This is a genomic window from Ramlibacter pallidus (assembly GCF_015070875.1).
GTDB lineage: Bacteria > Pseudomonadota > Gammaproteobacteria > Burkholderiales > Burkholderiaceae_C > Ramlibacter > Ramlibacter pallidus.
The window spans coordinates 150931-173346 of the sequence record NZ_JADDIV010000006.1 but is presented as its reverse complement, the minus strand read 5'-3'; the positions used below and the strand labels follow the sequence as shown (position 1 = coordinate 173346).

Genomic DNA, 22416 nt, shown 5'->3' with positions numbered 1-22416 from the left:
CCGGCGAGAGCGCCGACAATCTGGCCCAGCCATGAACGAGACCGTCAACGCCGACCCCGCGGAACTTGCCAAGTTCTCCGAGCAGGCCCACCGCTGGTGGGACCCTGACAGCGAGTTCGGGCCGCTGCACCATATCAATCCGCTGCGGTTGAACTGGATCGACAGCCTGGCGGGCCTGGCCGGCAAGCGCGTGGTGGACGTCGGCTGCGGCGGCGGCATCCTGGCCGACAGCATGGCCCGGCGGGGCGCGAGCGTGCTGGGCATCGACCTGGCGCAGAAAGCCCTGCGGGTGGCGCAGCTGCATGCGCTGGAGGCGGGGACGCCCAACGTGGAATACCGCGAGAGCAGCGCCGAGGCGCTGGCCCGGGAGCAGCCGGAAAGCTTCGACGTCGTCACCTGCATGGAGATGCTGGAGCACGTGCCGGACCGCGCCTCGGTGGTGGATGCCTGCGCGCGCCTGGTCAAGCCGGGCGGCTGGGTCTTCTTCTCCACGATCAACCGCAACCCGAAGTCCTTCCTCTTCGCCATCGTCGGCGCGGAGTACGTGCTCAACCTCCTGCCGCGGGGCACGCACGAATACCTGAAGTTCATCAAGCCCAGCGAACTGGCCGGCTGGTGCCGCGCCGCCCGCCTGGACGTCCTGCAGACGCAGGGGATGGAATACAACCCGGTCACCCGGCGCTACTGGCTCTCCGCCGACACGAGCGTCAACTACCTGGCCGCCACGCGGAAAGCCTGATGTTCGCCGACGTCAAAGCCGTCCTCTTCGACCTGGACGGCACCCTCATCGACAGCGCGCCCGACCTGGGCGCCGCCGCCGACAAGATGCGCACCGACCGCGGGCTGCCCAGCCTGCCGTTCGAGAAGTACCGGCCGATGGCGGGCGCCGGCGCGCGCGGCATGCTGGGCGTGGCCTTCGGCATGACGCCGGACCACCCCGAGTTCGCCGCCCTGCGCGAGGAGTTCTTCCGCAACTACGAGAGCTGCATGACCCAGCGGACCTATGTGTTCGACGGCGTGCAGCAGCTCATCGCCGCCCTGGCGGAACACGGCGTGCAATGGGGCGTGGTGACCAACAAGTCCATGCGCTTCACCGCGCCGCTGACCAAGGCGATGCCGCTGTTCTCCACGGCGCGCGCCGTGGTGGGCGGTGACTCGACGCCGCACCCGAAGCCGCATCCCGCGCCCTTGCTCGAAGCCGCCCGGCAGGTGGGCGTGCGGCCGATCGAATGCGTCTATGTCGGGGACGACGCGCGCGACGTGCAGGCCGGCCGGGCGGCCGGGATGGGCACCGTGGCGGCGACGTATGGGTATCTCGGGGCCCTGGACGTCAAGGAGTGGGGTGCCGATACACAGATCGCCTCCCCGCTGGCGCTGCTGCAACTGCTCAGGCTGACGCAGGTTGCCTGAGAGGCTTCTGCATGTGACCGAGCCCCGCGAGGGCGGAGCTCCGACGGCGCGCCCGGTCCAGGACTTCCATCCGAGCGCGATGCAACCCGGAGCTCCCTCGCGCGCGCCGCTCCCCCGGCGGGATCTCGCGTTGCTGGCTGCGGGTGTCCTTTGCACCCTCAGCATCTGCGCCTGGCTGCTTCGCTACAGCCGTTACGGCGTCGACTTCACCGACGAGAGCTTCTACCTCGTGTGGATAGCGAACCCTTTCCTGTACGAGTGGTCGGTCTACCTCTTCGGCTTCTTCTACCACCCGTTGTTCAGCTTGCTGGGCGGGGACGTCGCCGCCTTGCGCCAGGCGAACCTCCTGGTGAGCTTCGGGCTGTCTTCGATGCTGGTGTGGGTCCTGCTGCGCAAGCACGGACCGGGCATGCCCGCTTCCGTGCGCGCCGTCCTGGCAGGTTCCGTTGCCTGCGCCGGCTTCCTCATCGCCGACACCTGGCTGCCCACGCCCAGCTACAACAGCCTCGCGCAGCAAGGGCTGCTGGTCGCGGCGGCTGGGCTCGTGCTGACGGAGCGGGAACCCTCTCGCCAGAGCCTGCTGGGCTGGCTGCTGGTGGCGGCCGGCGGCTGGCTGGCGTTCTCGGGCAAGCCCAGCAGCGCAGCGGCATTGGCCGTCGTGGCACCGCTCTATGTCGCCGCGGCCGGCAAGATGAACCTGCGGCTCCTCGCACTGGCCGGCGCAGTCGCGGCCGGCCTGCTGCTCGCCACCGCTTTCGCCATCGACGGCTCGGTGCAGCGCTTCGCCGCCAGGCTCTCCACCGGGGTGGAGTATCTCGGCTACATGCAGGGCGGTTACTCCGCCGGCGACGTGCTGCGCTGGGACGGCTTCAGCCTGCCGGCTGCCGAGAGGGTCGCGCTCGTCGTGCTGGCGCTGGGCGCCTCCTTCGGCGCCTTGTGCCTGCAGGGAGGTGCGCGCGCGTGGGCCGTCGGGGCGGTCGTCTGCGGGCTGCTTGCGGGCGGCACCCTTGTCCTGTCGCTCGACGTCCCGGTCCGGGGCGCGGCCCTGGGCCCCTACAAGGACCTCCTGCTGTTGGCGGTTCCGCTGGCAGCCGTGGTGGCCGTGGTGCTCGCTCCGGCCCATCTCGCACGGCCACGCCGGGCCGAACTGGCGCTCGCGCTGCTGCTGGCGATCCTGCCGCACGTCTATGCCTTCGGCACGAACGGCAATTACTGGCAGGCCGCCGGTGCGGCGGGGGTGTTCTGGGTTGCCGCCGGCCTGGTCCTGCTGTTGCCGGCGCTGGCGCCTGGAGGGGGGCTGGCGCTGCTGCCGCTGGCGCTGGCGACGCAGCTGGTCACCGCGGCGGTCATGTTCGATGCCATGCAGGATCCTTATCGGCAGCCGGAACCCCTGCGCCACAACCGGATGGCGGTGCAGTTCGGCTCCCCGTCGTCGAACCTCCTGCTGTCGGACGACTACGCGGCCTACCTGGAAAGCGTCCGGAAGGCAGCGGGGCTCGCCGGCTTCCAGCCCGGCACGCCCGTGATCGACCTGAGCGGGCAGTCGCCGGGCATCCTGTACGCGCTGGGTGCAAGGAACATCGGCCAGGCCTGGATGATCGGCGGCTATCCCGGAAGCGGGCCCTTGGCGGCGGCGTCACTGCGGCATGTCCCGTGCGAAGAGATCGGCCGCGCATGGTTGCTGGCCGAACCCGGCGGGCCGCGCCGCCTCTCGGGGGCGGTGTTGCAGGCATCGGGCCTTTCGGTGGAGCGTGACTACAGCCCGGCGGGCTCCTGGCACACCGCGCGGGGAGCCGGCGGCTACGCCGATCCCCGGCTGCAGGTACTGATGAAGCCCCTGCGCGCGGATGCCGAGGCGGCTTGCCGGCAGGCCCGGCAAGCGCCGGCGCCTGCCGGCGGCCGCTGACGGTTCGTGTTCCCTGCAGGCGCGGGCGCCGGACCGCTCCGGCAGAATCCGTCCTGCATGGACGACGAACTGGTCACGCTGGCTTGGGACAGCGCCTTCTTCGGCTTCGGCGTGGGCCGCTGCGATTCCCGAGACACCTCGGCAGACGGCATCGCCCGCATCCTGGCGGAGGCCGCCGCGCGCGGGCTGCGCCTGGTGTACTGGGTGGTCCCGCCCGAAGCCCCTGCCGACGCGCTCGCGGCGGCCGGTGTGCTCCTCATGGATCGGAAAGTCACCTACGTCGCTGCATCCGGCCAGCGGCAGGCGCACCCGGCGGTGACCGCGACGACGACCCCTTCCGACCATCTCCTCTCCCTGGCGCTGCAAAGCGGCCAGTACTCACGCTTCCGGGTCGACCCGCGCATGCCGGCGGGCAGCTTCGAGCGGATGTATGCGGCGTGGCTGGACCGTTCGCTTGCGGGCGAACTCGCGCGGGAGGTGCTCGTGTTCGGCGAGGCGGGGAAGGACGCGGACGGATTCCTGGCCCTCGGCATGAAGAAGGGACGCGCCGACATCTCGCTCCTGGGCGTGGACCGCGCCTCCCGCGGCCGTGGCGTGGGCACCGCGCTGGTGGACGCGGCCGTGGCGCGGGCGCACGCATGGGGCTTGGCCAACCTCCAGGTGGTGACGCAGCAGGACAACACGCCCGCGTGCAGCCTCTACGAGAAATGCGGATTCACGGTCGAAGCGGTCGAGCACGTCCACCACGCCTGGCTGTGAGCGGGATCCCGGCCGGCCTTGCGGTATGCTCGAGCAGGAGGTGGGGCCGGCATCGGCAGCACGGAGAGAATCCTTCATGTCTGTGACGTTGTCCATCGTGGTGCCGGTATTCCGTTCGCAGGAGCTGCTGCGGGAACTGCATCGGCGCGTCGTGGCCGTCCTCGAGCCGATCCATCCCTCCTTCGAGATGGTGCTGGTGGAGGACGGAGGAGGCGACGGCTCCTGGCAGGTCATCCAGGCCCTCGCCGCGCAGGACCCGCGCGTCGTCGGCATCCGCCTGGGCCGCAACTATGGCCAGCACAACGCCCTGCTGTGCGGTATCCGGGCCGCCCGTGGCGAACTGATCGTCACGATCGACGACGACCTGCAGAACCCTCCCGAGGAAGTGCCGCGCCTGCTGGCCGAACTCGGGAACGGCTACGACGTCGTCTACGGCACGCCGCAGGCGGGCGCGCACGGGCTCTTGCGCAACATGGCGTCGCGCGTGACCAAGATCGCGCTGCAACAGAGCATGGGTGTGGAATCCGCGAGCAAGGTGAGTGCGTTCCGGGCGTTCCGCACGCACCTGCGCGACGCCTTCGCGGGTTACCGCAGCCCGTCGGTGAACATCGACGTGCTGCTGACGTGGGGCACCACCCGTTTCTCCGCGGTGCGGGTGCGGCAGGACGAGCGCACCGTCGGCGATTCGGGATACAGCCTGCGGCGGCTGTTCACGCATGCGGTGAACATGGTCACCGGCTTCTCCGTCCTGCCGCTGCAGATCGCGAGCGTCCTGGGCGTGCTGTTCGGCGCCGTCGGCTTCGCCATCCTCATGTACGTGGTGGGGCGGTACATCATCCACGGCAGTTCGGTGCCCGGCTTCACCTTCCTGGCATCGATCATCGCCATCTTCTCCGGCGTCCAGCTGTTCGCGCTCGGCATCTTCGGCGAGTACCTGGCGCGGATGCATTTCCGCTCCATGGAGCGTCCGCCCTATACGCTGCTCGAGAGCACGCGGCGCGAATGATGCCGGCGCGATGGCCCCGGCAGTTCGCGCGATTCGCCACCGTGGGACTGGTTTCCAATGCCGTGCTCTACGCGGCCTACCTGGTGCTGACCGCGGCCGGCATGGGCGCCAAGCTGGCGATGACGCTCCTCTACGCGGTGGGCGTGTGCCAGACGTTCGTCTTCAACAAGCGGTGGACCTTCTCCTTCCGGGGGCCGGGCGCGCCGGCCTTTTCCCGGTATGCCGTGTCCTATGCCCTGGGCTACCTCGTCCAGCTGGCCATCCTCCATGTCTTCGTGGACCGCCTCGGCTTTCCGCACCAGGCGGTGCAGGCCGCAGCCATGGTGCAGGTCGCCGTGTTGCTGTTCCTGCTGCACAGGTTCTGGGTCTTCCCCGCCGCGGCCGCGCATCCCCCTCCGGAGCAACCCACATGAAAGTCCCGTTCAACAAGCCGTACATGACCGGCAAGGAGCTCGAGTACATCGCGCAGGCGCACGCCTCCGGGCACCTGTCGGGGGACGGGGCGTTCACCAAACGGTGCTCGGCATGGCTGGAGCAGTGCGTGGGCTCCCACAGGGCGCTGCTCACGCACTCCTGCACGGCGGCGCTGGAGATGGCGGCGCTGCTGGCGGACCTGCAGCCCGGCGACGAGGTGATCATGCCCTCGTTCACCTTCGTCTCCACGGCCAATGCCTTCGTGTTGCGCGGCGCCGTCCCCGTCTTCGTCGACATCCGGCCGGACACGCTGAACATCGACGAACGGCTGATCGAGGCGGCCATCACCCCGCGCACGCGCGCCATCGTGCCGGTGCACTACGCCGGCGTCGCGTGCGAGATGGATCCCATCCTGGACATCGCGCAGAGGCACCGGCTGCTGGTGATCGAGGACGCCGCGCAGGGCCTGATGTCCACGTACAAGGGCCGCCCGCTGGGCAGCATGGGCCACATGGCGGCACTCTCCTTCCACGAGACGAAGAACATCATCTCGGGGGAGGGGGGCGCGCTGCTGGTGAACGACCCGCGGCATGCCGAGCGGGCCGAGATCATCCGCGAGAAGGGTACCAACCGTTCCCAGTTCTTCCGGGGCCAGGTCGACAAGTACACCTGGGTGGACGTGGGTTCTTCGTACCTGCCCAGCGAACTGGTGTCGGCTTTCCTGTGGGCGCAGATGGAGCAGGCCCGGGAGATCACGCAGCGCCGGCTCGCGCTGTGGGACACCTACCACGACGGTTTCGCCGCGGCGGAGCGGTCGGGGCAGGTCCGCCGGCCCGTGGTGCCGGGCCACTGCGCCCACAACGCCCACATGTACTACCTCCTGATGCCGGACCTCCAGGCTCGCACCGAGCTGATCGCGGCGCTGCGGCACGAGGGAATCCAGTGCGTCTTCCACTACGTGCCCCTGCATGGCACGCCGCTCGGGCAGAAGGTGGGCCGGTCGGCCGGAAAGCTGCCTGTCACGGAAGAGATGGCGGACAGGCTGGTCCGGCTGCCGATGTGGCTGGGCCTGGAGCATGAACAGGCCGGGGTGATCGGGAAGGTGGCCGGGGCGTTCTGAAGAGGCGCGAATCCGCTGCCCCCGGGCGCAATGCGGCGAATCCGGGCCGGGCCCTTGAAACTCCGCCGGTTGCCTTAAACTACGTCTTCCTGGGGCTGCACCGGTTTCGACGTGGGTTCGGAGACGCAGCAGGGCATGTCGAGGCTCAGTTCCCTCGTTAATCCAGCTGAAACAAACCAACTGCGAACGACGAACGTTTCGCCCTCGCCGCTTAATCGCGCGTGAGCCTTGCAACGGTTGGCCGATGGGCCGGGCCAGGGTCGTAAGGTCCTGACTGCAAGGTAATCTACATTGGCTGGCTCCGCATCGGGTACCTTGGTGCGGGGCGAGAAAATAGGGTGCTGGCGGCTTCCGTAGCGTGCGACTGCGCGACGGGGGCGGCGAGAAACAAAACAGATCGCTAAGCATGTAGAACTGTTCGTTGAAGGCTTGCGGACGCGGGTTCAATTCCCGCCAGCTCCACCAAACATGAAGGCCGTCCGGTCCCCACCGGACGGCCTTTTTTCATCTGCCCTCGTGGCCGGAGCGTTCGAAGGCGGGGCCGGCGACCCCCTGTCAAGGCGCGCGGATTCCAGCGGCGGCGATCGTCGACGGGCGGTCGGACCGTCATCACTACGGGTGACAGACGCGCGCGCCACGCTTGCCTATGATCGCGCGCAACGAATCCTGGGGACCAGAACATGGGGTTGGAGAAGGGGATGCACCCGTTGGGGGGTGCATGGAGCGCGCTTGCGCTCGTCGCGGCCATGGCTTGCGCGCCCGCCGCCAGGGCACAGCCCTCGCCGCAGCAACTGCAGGACATCCAGCGGCAGCAGGAAAGCATCCAGCAGCAGGAACAGCAGCGACTGCAGGAGCAACTGCGGCGGCAGGACCCCGCGCGCCGGCCGCCGGGCGGCGTCGACCCGGGGCTCGCGCCTTCCGGCACCGACGGCACCGTGCCCGGCCCGTGTTCGGTCGTGAACGCGATCCGCCTGGAAGGCGCCGACCGCCTCGGCGCGCAGGAGCAGGCACAGCTCACCGCCCCCTTCATCGGCCAGTGCGTGGGCCTGAAGGAGATCGGCGAGCTGATGCGGCTGATCACCAACCGCTACATCGAGCTCGGCCTGGTCACGACGCGGGTCTACATCCCGCAGCAGGACCTGGGCCAGGGCACGCTGCGGCTGCTGGTGCTCGAAGGCAAGGTCGGTGAACTGCGCCTCGAGGACCCGGCGTCGCGCGTGCACCTCGCCTCCGCCTTTCCCGGCCTGCGCGGGCGCGTCCTGAACATCCGCGACATCGAGCAGGGGCTGGACCAGATCAACCGCCTGCGATCCAACAACGCGGCGATGGAGCTGCAGCCCAGCACCGACCCGGGGCTGACGAACATCGTCATCACCAACCAGCCGGGCTCGTGGGTGAGCGGCAGCCTCACCTTCGACAACTACGGCTCGCCTTCGACCGGCGACATCCGCGCGACCGGCACCCTCAGCCTCGACAACCCGCTGGGACTCAACGACGCCTGGTTCGTCTCGCTCTCGCGCAACACCGATGCGCACCCCGGCTCGCGGCTTTCCGAAAGCTCGCTCCTGAGCGTGAACTTCCCGTACGGCTACTGGAACTTCCTCGCCTCGGCCAGCAACAGCCGGTACAACAGCGTGGTGGCGTCCGCGACGCAGCGCTTCAACAGCACCGGCGAGACGGACACCTACAACCTGGGCGTGCAGCGTGTCCTGCTGCGCGGGCAGACCAGCAAGCTCACGCTGAACGTCGGCCTCACCCACAAGGATTCGCGCAACTACATCGAAGGCTCGCTGCTGACCACCGGCAGCCCGAAGCTGACCGACGTGCAGGTCGGCCTGACCTCGGTCTTCTTCGCGGGCGGCGGTTTCTGGACCATCGACGGCGGCGTCTCCAAGGGCCTGTCGCTGTTCGGCGTCGAGGAACTGCCCGGCGCCGGCACCGGGACGATCCCCACCACCCGCTGGCTGCGCTTCCAGGGCTCGGTCTCGTATGGCCGCCCGTTCAAGGTGGCGGACCTCGATGCCAACTGGTCCAGCACGCTGCAGGGCCAGACCAGCCGCGATTACCTCTACGGCTCGGAGCAGATCTCGGTCGGCGGCCTCTACACGGTGCGCGGCTTCGACGGCAGCTCCCTGTCCGGCGACCGCGGCGTGTACTGGCGCAACGACCTCAGCGTGCTGCTCCCCGCGTCGCAGGATGCGGGCGTGGCGCGCTGGTTCGGCCGGCTGCAGCCGTACCTCGGCGTGGACGTCGGCCACATCTCCGGCCGCGCCGGCCAGGCCGGCGGCACGCTGGCCGGCATGGTGCTCGGCCTGCGCGGCGTCGGCGGCCGCCTCGGCTTCGACGTCGGCTACGGCGCACCCGTGCACACCCCGTCCGTGCTGAAGCAGCGCGGCAACGTCGAAAACCACGCGCTGTACGCGCGCGTGACCCTCGGATTCTGAAGATCAGGCGCGCCCGCGGGGCGCAAGGAGTCGTGTCATGAAAGTCATCGCCAAGGCCACCCTCAAGGGCGCTTTCACCGGGGCCTGCCTCGGGATGATCCCCGTCATCCACGTCAGCCACGCGCAGCAGGTGGTCGACCCTGCCGCCGCCGCGGCGAACCGCTCCGCGCTCACGCAGTCCCTCAACGGGACGGCGGTGCAGAACATCGCCGCGCCGAACGCCGGCGGCCTCTCGCACAACAAGTTCACCACCTTCAACGTCGACCCCAAGGGGCTGGTGATCAACAACTCGAGCATCAACGCGATCTCGAACATCGGCGGCGCCGTGGTGGCGAACCCGCACCTGGCCGGAGGCGAGGCCCGGCTGATCCTGAACGAGGTGACCAGCGGCAACCGCTCGATCCTGAAGGGCACGCAGGAACTGCTGGGGGGACGGGCGGCGTACATCCTGGCCAACCCGAACGGCATCACCTGCGACGGCTGCGGCTTCATCAACTTCCCGCGCGCGACGCTGGCCACCGGCGCGCCGGTGCTGTCCAACGGCGCGATCAGCGGCTTCACCGTGAACGGCGGCGACCTGCTGGTCGGCCCCGGCGGCCTGAACGCCACCGGCGTCGACTTCTTCGACATCATCACGCGCGCCACGGTGCTCAACGGCCGTGTCAACGCGAACGACCTCTCCTTCGTCCTGGGCCGCAACCAGGTCGACTACGCGACGCTCGCCGCGACGCCGCTCGCGACCGCGGCGGGCGAGCCGGCGCCGGCCTTTGCGCTGGACTCGTCGGAGCTGGGCGGCATGTACGCCGGCCGCATCTGGCTGCGTGGCACCGAGGCGGGCGTGGGCGTGCGCGCGATGGGCACGGTGGCTGCGTCGGTGAGCGACGTGTCCATGGACGTGAACGGCAAGATCACCTTCAAGGGCAATGCGGCCACCGCGGTGCGCGATGTCACGCTGAAGGCCGCGCAGGTGGAGCTGGACGCGGCCACCGTCTATGCCGGCAACGACACGACGCTGCAGAGCGCCGGCGCGACCACGCTGGCCGGCGGCCGCACGGGCGCTGGCCGGGACCTGCGCATCGAGAGCACGACCCTCACCGACGCGCAGGGTGTGCGCGACGCCGGCCGCGACCTCACGGTGCAGGCGACCGGCGCCTGGACGGTGCAGGGCAGCACGGTGCAGGCCAAGCGCCATCTCACGGCAGCTGCCGACAGCGTGGCACTGCAGGCCGGCGCCAGGGTCATGGGCGAGGCGGACGGCACCGACGCGGACGGCAGCGGCCTGGGCCGCACCCGTGTGACCGCCACCCAAGGCGTCACGCTGCAGGACTCTGCCCTGTTCGGCGGGAACACCGTCGAGGTCGCCGCCGCCAGCCTGAGCGTCGACGCGGCCAGCAACGACAACGGGACGCAGGGCATCCGCGGCGGCTCGGACGTGACCGTGACAGCGGACAGCGTGGACAACGCCGGCCTGGTCGCCAGCGACGCCGCCCTGACCGTCGAGGCGGGCACGGTGACCAACCGCGCCACCGGCCTGGTGCAGGGCGCTTCGACCGCGATCACGGCGGGCACGATCACCAACGCCGGCGATCTCGCCAGCCTCGGCGGCCTGGCCCTGCGCACGAACGCCCTCACCAACCAGACGGGTGGCGCGATCCTGGCCAACGGCACGCTGGACGTGCAGGGCCATGGCGCGGCTTCCACCAGCCTCACCAACGAGGCCGGTGCCGAGGTCAAGGCCCGCGTGCTTTCCGTCCAGCTCGACGCGGTGGCCAACAGCGGCCAGCTGTACGGGCAGGACAGCCTGGCGATCACGGCGGACACCTTGACGAACCATACCGGGGCCTCCATCGCCACCCCGGGCAGCCTCACGCTGCAGCAGGCCGGCCCCGGCGGCACGCTGGCCAACAGCGGCACCGTGGAGGGACGCACGCTGTCGGTCACCTACGCCTCGGTGGACAACGCCGGCAGCGGGCGCCTCTTCGGCGACGACGCGGCGACGCTCGTCGTGTCCAGCCTCACCAATGCGGGCACCGTCGCCTCCGACGGAGTCCTGGCCCTCAACCAGAACGGCACCCGCGGCGCTTCGCTGGCCAACACCGGCACGATCGCCGGGGCGCAGCTGGGCGTCTACTTCGACACCATCACCAACGACGGCCGCCTGTACGGCGCGTCCGCGCTGCTGGCTGGAGCCAGCATCCTCACCAACCGCAGGGTGATCGAGTCCGGCGGCACGATGGGCCTGCAGGTGCGCTCGCTCGCCAACATGTCCACCGCCGCGGCGGCGGCCGACATCTATGCGGTCGGCGACCTGTCGATCACCGACAACCACACGCTCGCCAACACGTCGGCCACCGGCAAGGTCGCGAGCATCGTCTCGCGCGACGGCTCCCTGCTGATCGATTCGCGCAGCGGCGACGCCGCCACGCAGTCGGTCACCAACTCCGGCGGCCTGCTGTTCAGCGGCCAGAACCTCACCGCATTCGTCTCGCGCCAGTACATCAACCAGTCGTGGGTGGGCATGCGCGCCTACACCTTCAGCAACCTCGGCAACATGCTGCTGGGGGCTCCCGACAGCACCACGCTGCTCGGCTCGGCGCAGGCGGTGACGGTACGGAACGTCGACTCCGACATCGAGGCGCGGACCGGCGACATCCAGGTCAACGCCAGCTTCCTGGAGAACACCACCACCGACAGTGCCCCCGTGAAGCAGGAGGTCCACGTCGGCCGCCGCTCGTCCGGCTCCTTCGAGTACGACGGCAACCTCGACGGCCTCGGCGCCATGGTGGAGGTGTACAGCAACTGCGGCACCTTCGCGGACCACTTCGACGAGGGACGCATCGGCCACCGCTGCACGGCGGGCGTCGACATGTACGAAGAGCAATTCACGGGCGGCCCCAACCTCGCGCCGCGCGCCAAGCTGATCGCCGGGCGCGACCTGACGCTGTACATCGAGAACCAGGCGCTCAACTACATCAGCCTGATGTCCGCGGGCCGCGACGTCAACGTGAACGGCGCGCCGGGCGCGACCTTCGAGAACAAGGCGGAGAAGCTGCGCTACCGCGAGAGCGCGTACGTGGTCAGCTACGAGGACGGGGGCGTCGAGAGCAACCCCGGCGTCAATTGCGACGGCGACCGGTGCTTCTACGGCTACGTGGACGGCCCGGGCCCCGACGACGCGCTGTGGCACAAGAAGCGGTTCGACAACATCTCGCTGGCGACCGACCCCTTCTACTACAAGCAGGGCATCGCGTCGACGGTGCAGGCGGTCGGCGCCATCAACATCCACATCACCGACGTGGTGAACAACAGCACGGGCGACCGGAAACCCAATTCCGCACCGATCCCGAGCCCGACGCCGCCTTCCACCCCGGCCGCCGGGTCGCCCATGACGCCCGGCGCCGTCGGCGCCCAGCCGCTCGGCACCGCCACTCTTGGGGGCATCGCCACCCTGGGCAGCAGCCCCTTCTTCGTGCCGGCGGCCAGCCCGTCGTCGCCCTACCTCTTCGAGACCAATCCGAGGCTCATGAGCCTGGAAGGCCTGTACGGCTCGGACCTGCTGCTCAAGAGCCTCGGCCTCGACCCGACCAAGTACATGCGCGTCGGCGACCCGTACTTCGAGCAGCAGCTGCTGCGCCAGCAGTTGCTGGCCGCCGCCGGCCAGCTGTTCATCGCCGACGGCCTGGCCAGCGAGAACGACCAGTTCAAGCTGCTGATGGCGAACGCCGCCTCGGTCAGCGGCGACCTCAAGCTGCGCGTCGGCGTGGCGCTCACCGCGGAGCAGCTGGCCAACCTGAAAAAGGACATCGTCTGGATGGTCGAGACGGTGGTGAACGGCAAGAAGGTGCTGGTGCCGCAGCTGTACCTGTCGGACGCCACCAAGGCGAAGCTCGCGGACGGCGCCCGCTTCGTTGCCTCCAACATCAACATCAAGACCGAAGGCGCCATCACCAACACCGGTGCTTTCGTCGCTTCCAACAACATCACGATCGACGCGGGCACCACCTTCACCAACCGCATGGGCACGCTGGTCGCCGCCAACGGCCTGAGCATCGCGGCCACCGGCGACATCCTCAACCAGAGCGGCACCCTGCGCGGGGGCAACGTGGCCCTGGAGTCGCGCACCGGTTCTGTCGTGAACGAGACCTTGACGCGCGACGAGGTCGTGCGCGGCGCGCACGGGCAGGGGCTCACCACGGTCGTCGGCCAGACGGCCACCATCGAATCCACCGGCAACCTGCAGATCAAGGCGGCGCAGGACATCACCTCGAAGGGCGGCCAGGTCGCCGCGGGCGGCGATGCGAAGCTGGAGGCCGGCCGTGACATCACCTTCACCGGCATCGAGCGCAAGAGCCTGGAATCGTCGGTGACGAACACCAGCCAGGGTGGCTACGATACGACCGAGCGCAGCAGCACGCAGCGCACGCAGGTGCAGGGCTCCGGCCTGACGGTCGGCGGCAACCTCGACGCCAGCGCCAAGCGCGACATCAAGATCGAAGGCAGTTCCGTCGACGTGACCGGCGATGGCCGGCTGGATGCTGGCCGCACCCTCACCATCACGGCCCAGGCCGAGACGTCGAGCTCCAGGCAGGACACCCAGACCGACAGCTGGAACACCAGCAGCAGCGAGAAGACCACCATCGACCGCACCACGGGCAAGGCCAGCACGGTCAACTTCGGTGGCAGCCTGACGATCAAGTCGGGCGGCGACACCAACGTGGTCGGCTCCGAGATCGCGGTGGGCAAGGACCTGAACGTGGAGGGCATCGGCGGCAACCTGAACGTCACCACGTTCCAGGAATCCACCACCATCACCTCGGAGAAGAAGTCGAGCTCCTTCTTCGGCGGCGAGGCGAAGGCCGACGCGGGCGACAACGCCACGCAGAGCAAGGCGTCCGCCAAGGGCACGCTGTACAACAGCTCGGAAGAGACGACCCGCATCGACTCCACCACGCACCTGCGCTCGGGCATCAGCGTGGGCGGCAACCTGAACGCCGGCGAAGGCGCGATCAAGGGCGACGTGAACATCACGGGCTCGAACATCGCCACCGGCGGCGACCTGAAGCTCGTCGCCGGCGGGGACATCAACGTGCTGGCCGCCGACGACAGCACCACCGTCACCAAGACCAGCAAGTCGACGTCCCTGTACGTCGGCGCGGAAGCGTCGATCGACGGAGCGGGCGCCAAGCTGGGGGTCGAACACAAGGAATCGAACGGCAGCGCGACCCAGACCACCGCGCAGGTGTCGGGCCTGAGTTCCGGCGGCAACATGACCCTCAAGGCCGGCGGCGACTTCACGGAGCAGGGCACGCAGGTCGCCGCGGGCGGCGACATCAAGGTGGAAGCCGCCAGCATCCAGAGCCGCGCGGCCAAGGACACCTACACCGAAACCGGCGATTCGCTGTCGGTCGACGTCAGCCTCGGCATCACGGCGGAGACCGGCCTGGGCGGCGTGGTCGGCAGCTTCATGAACGACAAGGGCAAGGCCGACTTCGACATGGCCGCGGCCAGCGAGAGCATCAACGGCTTGTCGGTGCCGGACGCCGGCTCGGTCAAGGCCGAACTGAAGATCTCGACCACCAAGACGACTTCGACCGCCAGCGGCAGCGAGGCCAGGACCTCCAGCTTCACCTCCGGGGGCAACGTCACCTTCACGGCGCGCGAGGGCGACGCCACCTTCGCCGGGACGAACGTGGAAGCGGCCAAGGCGATCGAGGTGACGGCGGCCAAGGGCAGCGTCAACATCCTGGCCGCCGAAAGCAGCGACCAGGCCAGCAAGACCACGACCAAGGCCGACGTGACCATCGGCGTCAGCATGGACGGCACCATCTCCGGCTCCGGCTCCGGCAGCAAGGAAACGGATGCGTCCTCGTCCACGCGCCAGACCGCCGCGTCGTTCAAGGCCGGCACGGACCTGACGATCGAGGCCAAGAAGGACGTGACGCTGGTCGGCACCAACCTGGCCGCGGGCGGCACGGCCTCGATCGAAGCCAAGGAAGGCAAGATCGATTTCCAGGCCGCGCGCAACACGACCAGCGCGTCGAGCGACTCCGAGAGCGCCAACGCCAGCTTCTCCGCCAACGTCTCCGGCAAGGAGGGCAGCATCGGCGGGGGCGGCGGCACGATGTCCACGCGCGAGAATTCGTCCACCGGCGTGGCGGGCTCCATCAGCGCCGGCAACGTGGTGCTGAAGTCCAAGGGCGACATCACCCTGGAAGGCACCAACATCGCCGCCCGGGACAACGCTTCCATCGAGACGCAGGGCAAGGTCGATTTCAAGGCGGTGGAAGACACCTACACGCGGACCGCGCAGGGCAAGTCGGCACAGGTCGACCTGGAGGCGGGCGCGAAGGGCGGCGGCGCCAAGGTCGGCGCCAGCGTCACCGACGAATCCGAGAGCAGTTCCACCAAGCGCGGCGGCACCCTGACCGCGTCCAACCTGACCATCAAGGCGGGGGACGGCATCCGCCTGGAAGGCACGGCGGTGGACGTCAAGCAGGATGCCAGCATCGACGCCGGCAAGGGCAAGCTGGTGGTGGAGTCGGCCGTGAGCACGCGCACCGTGCGCATCAACAACGACTCGGCGGAGGTCGGCCTCAAGGCCGACGTGAAGTCGCAGAACGGCCAGGGTAGCGTGAAGGTGGAGAGCGCGTCCGAGAACACCAACCAGGTGACGAACCAGAACGCGTCCATCAAGGTCGGCGGGAAAGCCGACGTGAAGGCCGCCGGCGGCATCGACGTGAAGGGCACCGGCGTGACCGGCGTGGACAGCGTGATCAAGGCCGGCACGCTCGACACGCACGGCGCCGCCGTGACCGTGGAGCAGCGCCAGGACGTGAACGAATCGACCAAGTCGAACACCAGCGTGAGCGTGGGCGTGATCGTGCCCAGCAAGAAGGCGCGCAAGGAAGTGACCGACACCGTCCAGAAGGCGAAGGACAGCAAGGTCGGCACGGCGCTGCAGAACAAGACGGAAGACACCAAGGCCAGGCTCGGCCTGCAGACCAAGGACGAGGCCACCGAGAACAAGCGCCAGAACAACGTCGCCTACGCCGACCGCAAGGCGACGGAAGCCGAGAGGCGGATCTCTTCCGACCAGTCGAAGAAGGACCAGAAGGCGAGCTACGACCAGCAGAAGGCCGACGATCGGGCGGCGGCCGAGCGCGACAAGGCGCTGAAGGCGATCGACAAGACCGCCGGCGCCCCGGCGCAGGACGCCGCCAAGGCGAAGATCCAGTCGGAGTTCGAGGCCAAGAAGCAGGCCAATGCCGAGACGGCCGACGCGACCAAGCAGCAGAACGCCGTCGCGGCGCTCGATGCGCGCAACCAGTACGCCGACAAGACCCTGGGCCGCAAGGAAGCCGCCGAGACCAAGGCGGCCGAATCGCAGGGGCGGCACGCCGACGACAACGCCAAGGTGCAGGTGGCGCTGGCCACGAAGACCGCCGACGAAGCCAAGGAGATCGACGCCAGGCAGAAGCAGATCGACCGCAAGGGCGAGGTGAATGCCGAGAAGGCTGCCCGTGTGGTGGAACTCAAGGCGGACGCCGACAAGGCCAAGGCCGACAACGACGCCAGGAAGGCGCGCCTGGAAGCGGACAAGACCGCGCAGGAAGCCTCCAAGGCGAAGGTCGACAAGGTCCTGGAGCAGCAGAAGAAGGACGATGCGGACATCGACAAGCAGGCCGGCCTGACCGATGCGCAGAAAGCGGACAAGAAGGCCGAGAACGCGAAGAAGGCGCAGGAGAAGGTGGCCGAAGCCCGCAAGGAGCTCGAGGACGCCAGGGAGGCCAGCGCCAAGGCCGAAGCCGACAAGCTGCAGGAGGCCGTGACCGCCCGGGAGAAGGCCAGGGCCGATGCGGAGCAGGCGAGGCAGGAGACCCTGGCGAAGGCCGAACGCGACCGCCTGGGCCTGCAGCCGACGCAGGACGTGAAGGATGCGCTGGCCAAGGCCGACAAGGCACGCAACGAGAAGGTCGCGGACCTGGACAAGAAGCGCGACGACGCCCTGAAGGACCAGGACAAGAAGCGCGATGACGCGGTGGGCGACGCGCGGAAAAAGCGCGACGCCGAGCTGGCCCGGATCGCCAAGGACACCAAGATGACGGCGAAGGACAAGGCCGCCGCCCGCAAGAAGGCGGAGCAGGACTTCGCCGCGGCCGAGACGAAGGCCAAGGAAGCGCATGCCGCCGAGAAGGGCAAGCTCGACGCCGAGCACGACAAGGGCGTGGAGCAGGCCGACAAGGACCAGGCCGCGGACGCGGACGTGAAGGCGGCCCGCCAGAAGATGGAGCGCGACCTGGACCAGCAGCGCGACGACAGGCTTGCCCAGGCCGGCAAGGAAGCCAAGGTGCGCAAGGAACTGGCCGACCTCGACGAGGCGCGCCGCAAGGCGCTGGCCGAGAAGGCCGAGGCGAGGGCGAAGAAGGACGAGGCCGTCCAGGCCGACGACAGCCTGTCCGCCCAGGACAAGGCCGACAAGCTGAAGGCCAACGCGGAGGAGCAGGCGCGCGACCTCGAAACGGTCGCCGCCGACCACGCGAAGAAGCAGGAGGCCACGAAGGCGGCGCGCGACGACGAAGCCCGCAAGGCGGAGGAAGCCGCCATCGATCCGAAGCTCCCGGCCGCCGACAAGGATGCCGCGAAGAAGAAGATCGCCGACAAGTACGACGCGCTGAAGAAGGACCGCGAAAAGGTGCGCGACGAGCAGGTCGCGGCCGCCGCCGAGGCGAAGAAGCAGGCAGTGGAGGACGCGAAGGTGGAACGCGACCAGCGCGTGGCCGAGGCGCAGGCTGCCAAGGCCTACCAGGACGCCGCCGACGCCCTCGAGAAGACGAAGTCCACGAGGGAGAAGGCCTCGGAGGACCGCAAGGACCGCGAGCTCGCGAACATCAGCACGACGCTGCCGGAAGAGAACAAGAAGAGCGAGCGAGCCCGCATCGAGAAGGAAGCGGCGCTGCGCAAGAACGACCTGCAGGCCCGGCACGATGCCGATGTGGCCAAGGCGGCGGCCGATCGCGACGAGAAGGTGGCCCAGGCCGATTCGGAACGCGCGAAGGCCGCCGCCGACCTGGCCAAGCAGCGCGAAACGGAGGCGGCCAACAAGCTGCCGGCCACCGAAAAGGCCGCGCGCCTGACGGAGATCGCGCAGCAGCACACGGACGCGAAGGCCAAGGCGGACAGCACCTTCACCGCGCAGAAGAAGGACATCGAGGCCCGCCGCGACGAGCAGCTGGCGACCGCGGAGCGCACCCGGCGCGATGCGGACATCGATGCCGACACCGCGCTGACGGCGCGCGAGAAGCAGCAGAAGAAGGCCGAAAGCGAGAAGACCTTCCTGGCCGCGCAGAAGGCCGCCCAGGCCAAGCGCGACGAAGCCAAGACGGAACTCGCCAGGCTGATGACGCCCGAGGAGAAGGCGGCGGCGGACGCGCTGGCGGCCAAGGCCGAGAAGGAAGGGGCGCGGGTGAAGAACCCCTATGCCTTCTCCGTCAAGGCCAAGTACTACGGCAACAAGGTGCGGCGCTGGAAGGAAGTGGTCACGGCCTTCGGCATCGACGTGAGCACCGCGCCCCCGCCCGTGCAGGACGAGGAGGAGAAGCAGGCCACCCTGCGCAGCCTGCTGCCGCTGGCGAAGCAGTTCCAGGCGCAGGACCAAGTGGTCGCGCTGCGGCTGCTGCAGGATCCGGCGGTGCAGGCCGCCACGGCGATCGCCGCCGCGGTGGATGCGATGCGCGAGGAAGCGCGCGACGCGATGCTGAAGGCGTACACGCAGGCCGAAACGGGCAAGCCGCTGGGCGTGCTGACCGTGGCCGACCAGCGCCGCATCCTGGACAGGGAAGGCATCGAGCTGCCCGCCCACCTGCCGTCCGCGGAAGTGACGCGGCAGTTCCGCGCGCACCTGGATGCCGCGGCGGCAGCCTTGCAGCCGACGCCGTCGCAGAAGGCGGAGATCCTCCAGGGCCTCGGCGTCGCGGTGCCCTCCGGCAAGACCGCGGAGCAGGTCTACGCGGAGACGATGGGCAAGGGCCGCGAGAAGGCGCAGGCGCAGATGGCCGGCATGGGGCTGGGCGCGGCCAAGGTGCGGGAACTGAGCGGGATGATGGAGCGATAGCCGGGCCGAGCCGGGCGGTGGCCGCGTCCGGCGGCTCGCTCAGGCGCGCACCAGTTCGGCGTAGACGTCCAGCGTCCGGCGGATGACGATGCGCTCGTCGAATTCGCGCAGCACCTTCTGCCGCGCGGCGGCGCCGAGCCGCGCCCGGAGCGCGGGGTCGTCCTGCAGCGTCGCGATGGCCCGGGCCAGCGCCTGGCCATCCCGCGCGGGGACGAGCAAGCCGTCCACGCCGTCGGCGACGACCTCGCGGCAACCCGGCACGTCGGTCGTCACCAGCGCCCGCGCGCATGCGCCGGCCTCGATCAGCCCCTTCGGCAGCCCTTCCCTGTAGCTGGGGAGCGCCACGACGTCCACCGAGCGGAACAGGGCCGGCATGTCGCCGACGTGGCCCAGCCACTGCAGGAGTTCCTCGTCCACCCAGGCCCGGAGCTCGGATTGCGGGACGGCCGCGGGATTGCCGGGGTCGGGGTCGCCGGCGAGGAGGAAGTCGATCCGCCGGCCTTCCGCACGGAGGATGCGGGCGGCTTCCACGAACTCCGCGACCCCCTTGTCCCAGAGGAGCCTGGCCGGCAGGAGGACGCGCAGCGCCTGCCCGCCGGACGCCGCGTCGGCGGGCCCGGGCGGCCCGAACCGGTCGCTGTCGACACCCGAGCCCGGGATGAGGCGGATCCGCGCCGGCTGGACCAGGCGGGCGCGGTGGAAGAGGGCCACGTCGTCCGGGTTCTGCAGGATCAGCCGCGCGCCGTCGCCGTCGAGCGCGAAGCGCAGGAGCCCGCGCACGACGGGGCGCAGCAGGCGTGCGGTGAGGTCGTCGCTGATGAACACGTAGCCCATGCCGGCGACGGCGCTCACGCGCTGGGGCCGGCCGCCCTCATGCCGGGCGAAGCGACCAGCCAGCGAGCCATACACGGCGCACTTGATGGTGAAGCCATGGACGATGTCGACGCTTTCCGCCACCAGCAGGCGCCGCAGCCAGTGGACCAGCCCGAGCTCGCGCAGCGGATTGAGGCTGCGCCTTTCCATCGGGGCGGGGATCCAGCGGAATCCCAGCTCCCGCAGCTTCTCGCCGTAGGGGCCCGGTGGCGAGACGAGCAGCACCTCGTGCCCGGCCTCCCGCAGCGCCAGCGCCAGCGAGCGCCGGAAGTTGTACAGGTACCACTCGGTGTTGGCGAACAGCAGGACCTTCATCCCGGCCGACCCGCGCGGACCGGGGACACGTTGCAGCACATTCTGGGAATCACTCGAACAGGTAGAAGCGGTAGGGTTTCCAGGCCACGGAGTGGCTGGCGTAATTGAGCCACACGAACTGCACGGCCGCGCAGTAGGCGAGGATGGCGACGACCCACGCACGGTTGGCGCGCCCCGGCGAGCCGAACACCGACGGCAGGTGCGACAGCACCACCAGCTGCAGGGGCAGCATGTAGAGTCCCAGCCGGTCCAGGGCCGTGGTGGAGGGGGAGACCAGGAGGCCGGCGAGCAGCGCCAGCGAGATCACCGCCAGCCACAGCCAGAGTCCCGACTCGCCGGGCGCGAACCGGAACCGCCTGCGGAACAGCAGCAGGACGAGCGCCGGCGCGGCGTTCATCAGCAGCCGCACGAGCGCGCCCTCCGACTGGTATTCGGCCTCGATGTAGTTCTCGATCAGGTCGTCGACGCTGTCCTGCAGCAGGAGGAAGTAGGCGGACGCGGTGACCACGCCGACGAGCCCGATCGTGAGGTAGCGGTTGCGGGAGTTCGCGAGGGCCGCGATCGGCAGGAGCAGCACCGCGGACCGGTGGAAGGTGGCGCCGAGCACCACCCAGACCACGAACCAGGCGATCGAACGCTTCTGCAGCGCCAGCAGGCCCAGCATCGCGAAGCCGAGCGCGACGCCTTGGCGGGTGTAGCCCATGCCCACCACGATGACCATGTAGGGCACCGCGACGGCGAACGCGAGCCATGGGCGCGGAAGGCTGCGGCAGAAGCACGCCAGGCCGATGGTGAAGATCGTCCCGCTGACGAGGTTGACGCCGAAGATGTCCCAGTCGAGTTCGTCGCTGAGCCAGTTGAGCAGGCGGTACCCGGGGTCCTTCATGGTGACGACTTCCTGGAGCGTCGCTCCCTGCACCGTCTCGAGGTACCGCAGGTAGTTGAACCAGTCGCCCCCGACCTGGTAGCGCAGGCCGATCATCAGGCTCGTCGCGGCCGCGGCGAACAGCCAGCCCGGCGTCCAGCGGGCCTGCCGCTGCGGGAGGTGTGCCCTGGGCCCCGTTCCGGCGGTGAACGCGGCGAGGGCGGGCAGCAGGAACAGGATCCAGTAGGGCCACATGTCAGGGGTTCCGGGAAGTCGGCATCAGGGACGATCGCTTCGAAGGTGGCGCGCGAGATCGGCGGGGTTCACGAACAGGAGCGACAGGGCGCGCAGTCCGCGCTTGGCCGCCGTCGACAGGCCCTGTGCGCGCAACGCGAGCGACTGGCCGAAGTACGCGGCAGGCAGCAGCGGCCAGGTCTTCATCATCGTCTTCCAGTGCTTGCGCAGGATGCGGTTGCGCATCGCGAATTCGACGGCGAGCTTCTTCTCGGCGCCCGGCGTGGGATGCTGGTGGAGCACCACCTCCGCCACCGAGGTACACACGAAGCCCTCCTGCGCCGCCCGGATGACCAGTTCGGTGTCCTCGTTGCGCCGCAGGTTCGCGTCGAAGCCGCCCAAGGCCCGCAGCGGCTCGGCCGCCGCGAACAGCGTTCCCGTGCCGAACAGGCCGGGGCGAAGCCCGGGATGCCGCAGGCCCACCGTGGCGAACAGGTACAGCGGCCGGCTCGCCACCACCTGCCCGGCACCGAGGCCGGCCAGGACCTTGCCGCTGCCCTCGACCCGGCGGGCACCGTAGCAGAGGATGCGGTCGTGGCCGAGGCTTTCGCGAACCTGCAGGAACGCGTGCCGCTGGCGCGCGATCCGGTCCGCGGGCGCTTCGTCGTCGTCGTCCAGGAACATGAGGAAGCGCGTCCGGCAGGCCGCCAGGAGCCGGTTGCGGACCACGGCCACGCCCGCGTTCCGCTCGTTGAAGAGGACGTGCAGCCGCGGCTCCTCCCGCGCCTTGCCGCGCAGGACCGCGTCGGTCCCGTCCGTCGAGCCGTCGTCCACCACCAGCACCGCCGCCGGCGCGCAGGCCAGCGCGGATTCGATCGCGCGCACGATGGTGTCGCGGCAATTGTGCGAAGCCAGGCAGACGGTGACGTCGTCGAACACGGGGCGGGGGAGCACGTCGT

At 69.5% G+C, this 22416-nt stretch carries 12 protein-coding genes and 1 other RNA gene; 10 read left to right on the top strand and 3 right to left on the bottom strand.

All coding sequences use genetic code 11. The features are described from left to right. The first annotated feature begins 31 nt into the window (after positions 1 to 31). From ubiG to IM787_RS20315, 10 genes are all read left to right on the top strand, one after another. Positions 32 to 739: a bifunctional 2-polyprenyl-6-hydroxyphenol methylase/3-demethylubiquinol 3-O-methyltransferase UbiG gene (gene ubiG / locus IM787_RS20360; RefSeq protein ID WP_193678555.1), complete on the top strand. Its 708-nt coding sequence runs from the start codon at positions 32 to 34 to the stop codon at positions 737 to 739. After that, positions 739 to 1410 (top strand): phosphoglycolate phosphatase, encoded by a 672-nt coding sequence (gph, locus tag IM787_RS20355; RefSeq protein ID WP_193678554.1) that lies wholly within the window; start codon positions 739 to 741, stop codon positions 1408 to 1410. Before ubiG ends, gph begins: the two co-directional genes overlap by 1 nt. Positions 1411 to 1540: 130 nt before the next feature. Next, positions 1541 to 3316 carry a hypothetical protein gene (locus IM787_RS20350; protein WP_193678553.1) on the top strand — a complete coding sequence of 592 codons (1776 nt, stop codon included), beginning with the start codon at positions 1541 to 1543 and terminating at the stop codon, positions 3314 to 3316. Between the two features lie 57 nt (positions 3317 to 3373). Next, positions 3374 to 4075: a GNAT family N-acetyltransferase gene (locus IM787_RS20345; protein ID WP_193678552.1), complete on the top strand. Its 702-nt coding sequence runs from the start codon at positions 3374 to 3376 to the stop codon at positions 4073 to 4075. 76 nt (positions 4076 to 4151) lie between these two features. Beyond that, positions 4152 to 5081 (top strand): glycosyltransferase family 2 protein, encoded by a 930-nt coding sequence (locus tag IM787_RS20340; RefSeq protein ID WP_193678551.1) that lies wholly within the window; start codon positions 4152 to 4154, stop codon positions 5079 to 5081. Positions 5082 to 5122: 41 nt separating this feature from the next. Then, entirely contained in the window at positions 5123 to 5494 is a 372-nt protein-coding gene (locus tag IM787_RS20335; protein ID WP_354004456.1) for a GtrA family protein, read from the top strand. Further along, the gene (gene rffA / locus IM787_RS20330; protein WP_193678549.1) at positions 5491 to 6615 is read left to right on the top strand and encodes a dTDP-4-amino-4,6-dideoxygalactose transaminase; all 1125 of its coding nucleotides are present in this window, start codon (positions 5491 to 5493) and stop codon (positions 6613 to 6615) included. The genes IM787_RS20335 and rffA overlap by 4 nt, the downstream gene beginning before the upstream one ends. A 91-nt stretch (positions 6616 to 6706) precedes the next feature. Continuing rightward, positions 6707 to 7080: a transfer-messenger RNA gene (ssrA, locus tag IM787_RS20325) on the top strand. Between the two features lie 233 nt (positions 7081 to 7313). Further along, positions 7314 to 9059 carry a ShlB/FhaC/HecB family hemolysin secretion/activation protein gene (locus tag IM787_RS20320; protein WP_193678548.1) on the top strand — a complete coding sequence of 582 codons (1746 nt, stop codon included), beginning with the start codon at positions 7314 to 7316 and terminating at the stop codon, positions 9057 to 9059. Positions 9060 to 9096: 37 nt separating this feature from the next. Then, on the top strand, positions 9097 to 19170 hold the full coding sequence (locus IM787_RS20315) for a hemagglutinin repeat-containing protein (protein ID WP_193678547.1): 10074 nt from the start codon (positions 9097 to 9099) through the stop codon (positions 19168 to 19170). Positions 19171 to 19209: 39 nt separating this feature from the next. Here the strand turns inward: IM787_RS20315 and IM787_RS20310 are convergent, their stop codons facing one another. The 3 genes from IM787_RS20310 to IM787_RS20300 are packed head-to-tail and all read right to left on the bottom strand — an operon-like array spanning position 19210 to position 22411. Next, positions 19210 to 20358, bottom strand: a complete 1149-nt coding sequence (locus tag IM787_RS20310; protein WP_193678546.1) for a glycosyltransferase family 4 protein — start codon at positions 20356 to 20358, stop codon at positions 19210 to 19212. Between the two features lie 49 nt (positions 20359 to 20407). Then, on the bottom strand, positions 20408 to 21478 hold the full coding sequence (locus tag IM787_RS20305; RefSeq protein WP_193678545.1) for an EpsG family protein: 1071 nt from the start codon (positions 21476 to 21478) through the stop codon (positions 20408 to 20410). 24 nt (positions 21479 to 21502) lie between these two features. Then, positions 21503 to 22411, bottom strand: coding sequence for a glycosyltransferase family 2 protein (locus IM787_RS20300; protein WP_193678544.1), 909 nt, complete (start codon positions 22409 to 22411; stop codon positions 21503 to 21505). Between the last annotated feature and the right edge of the window lie 5 nt (positions 22412 to 22416).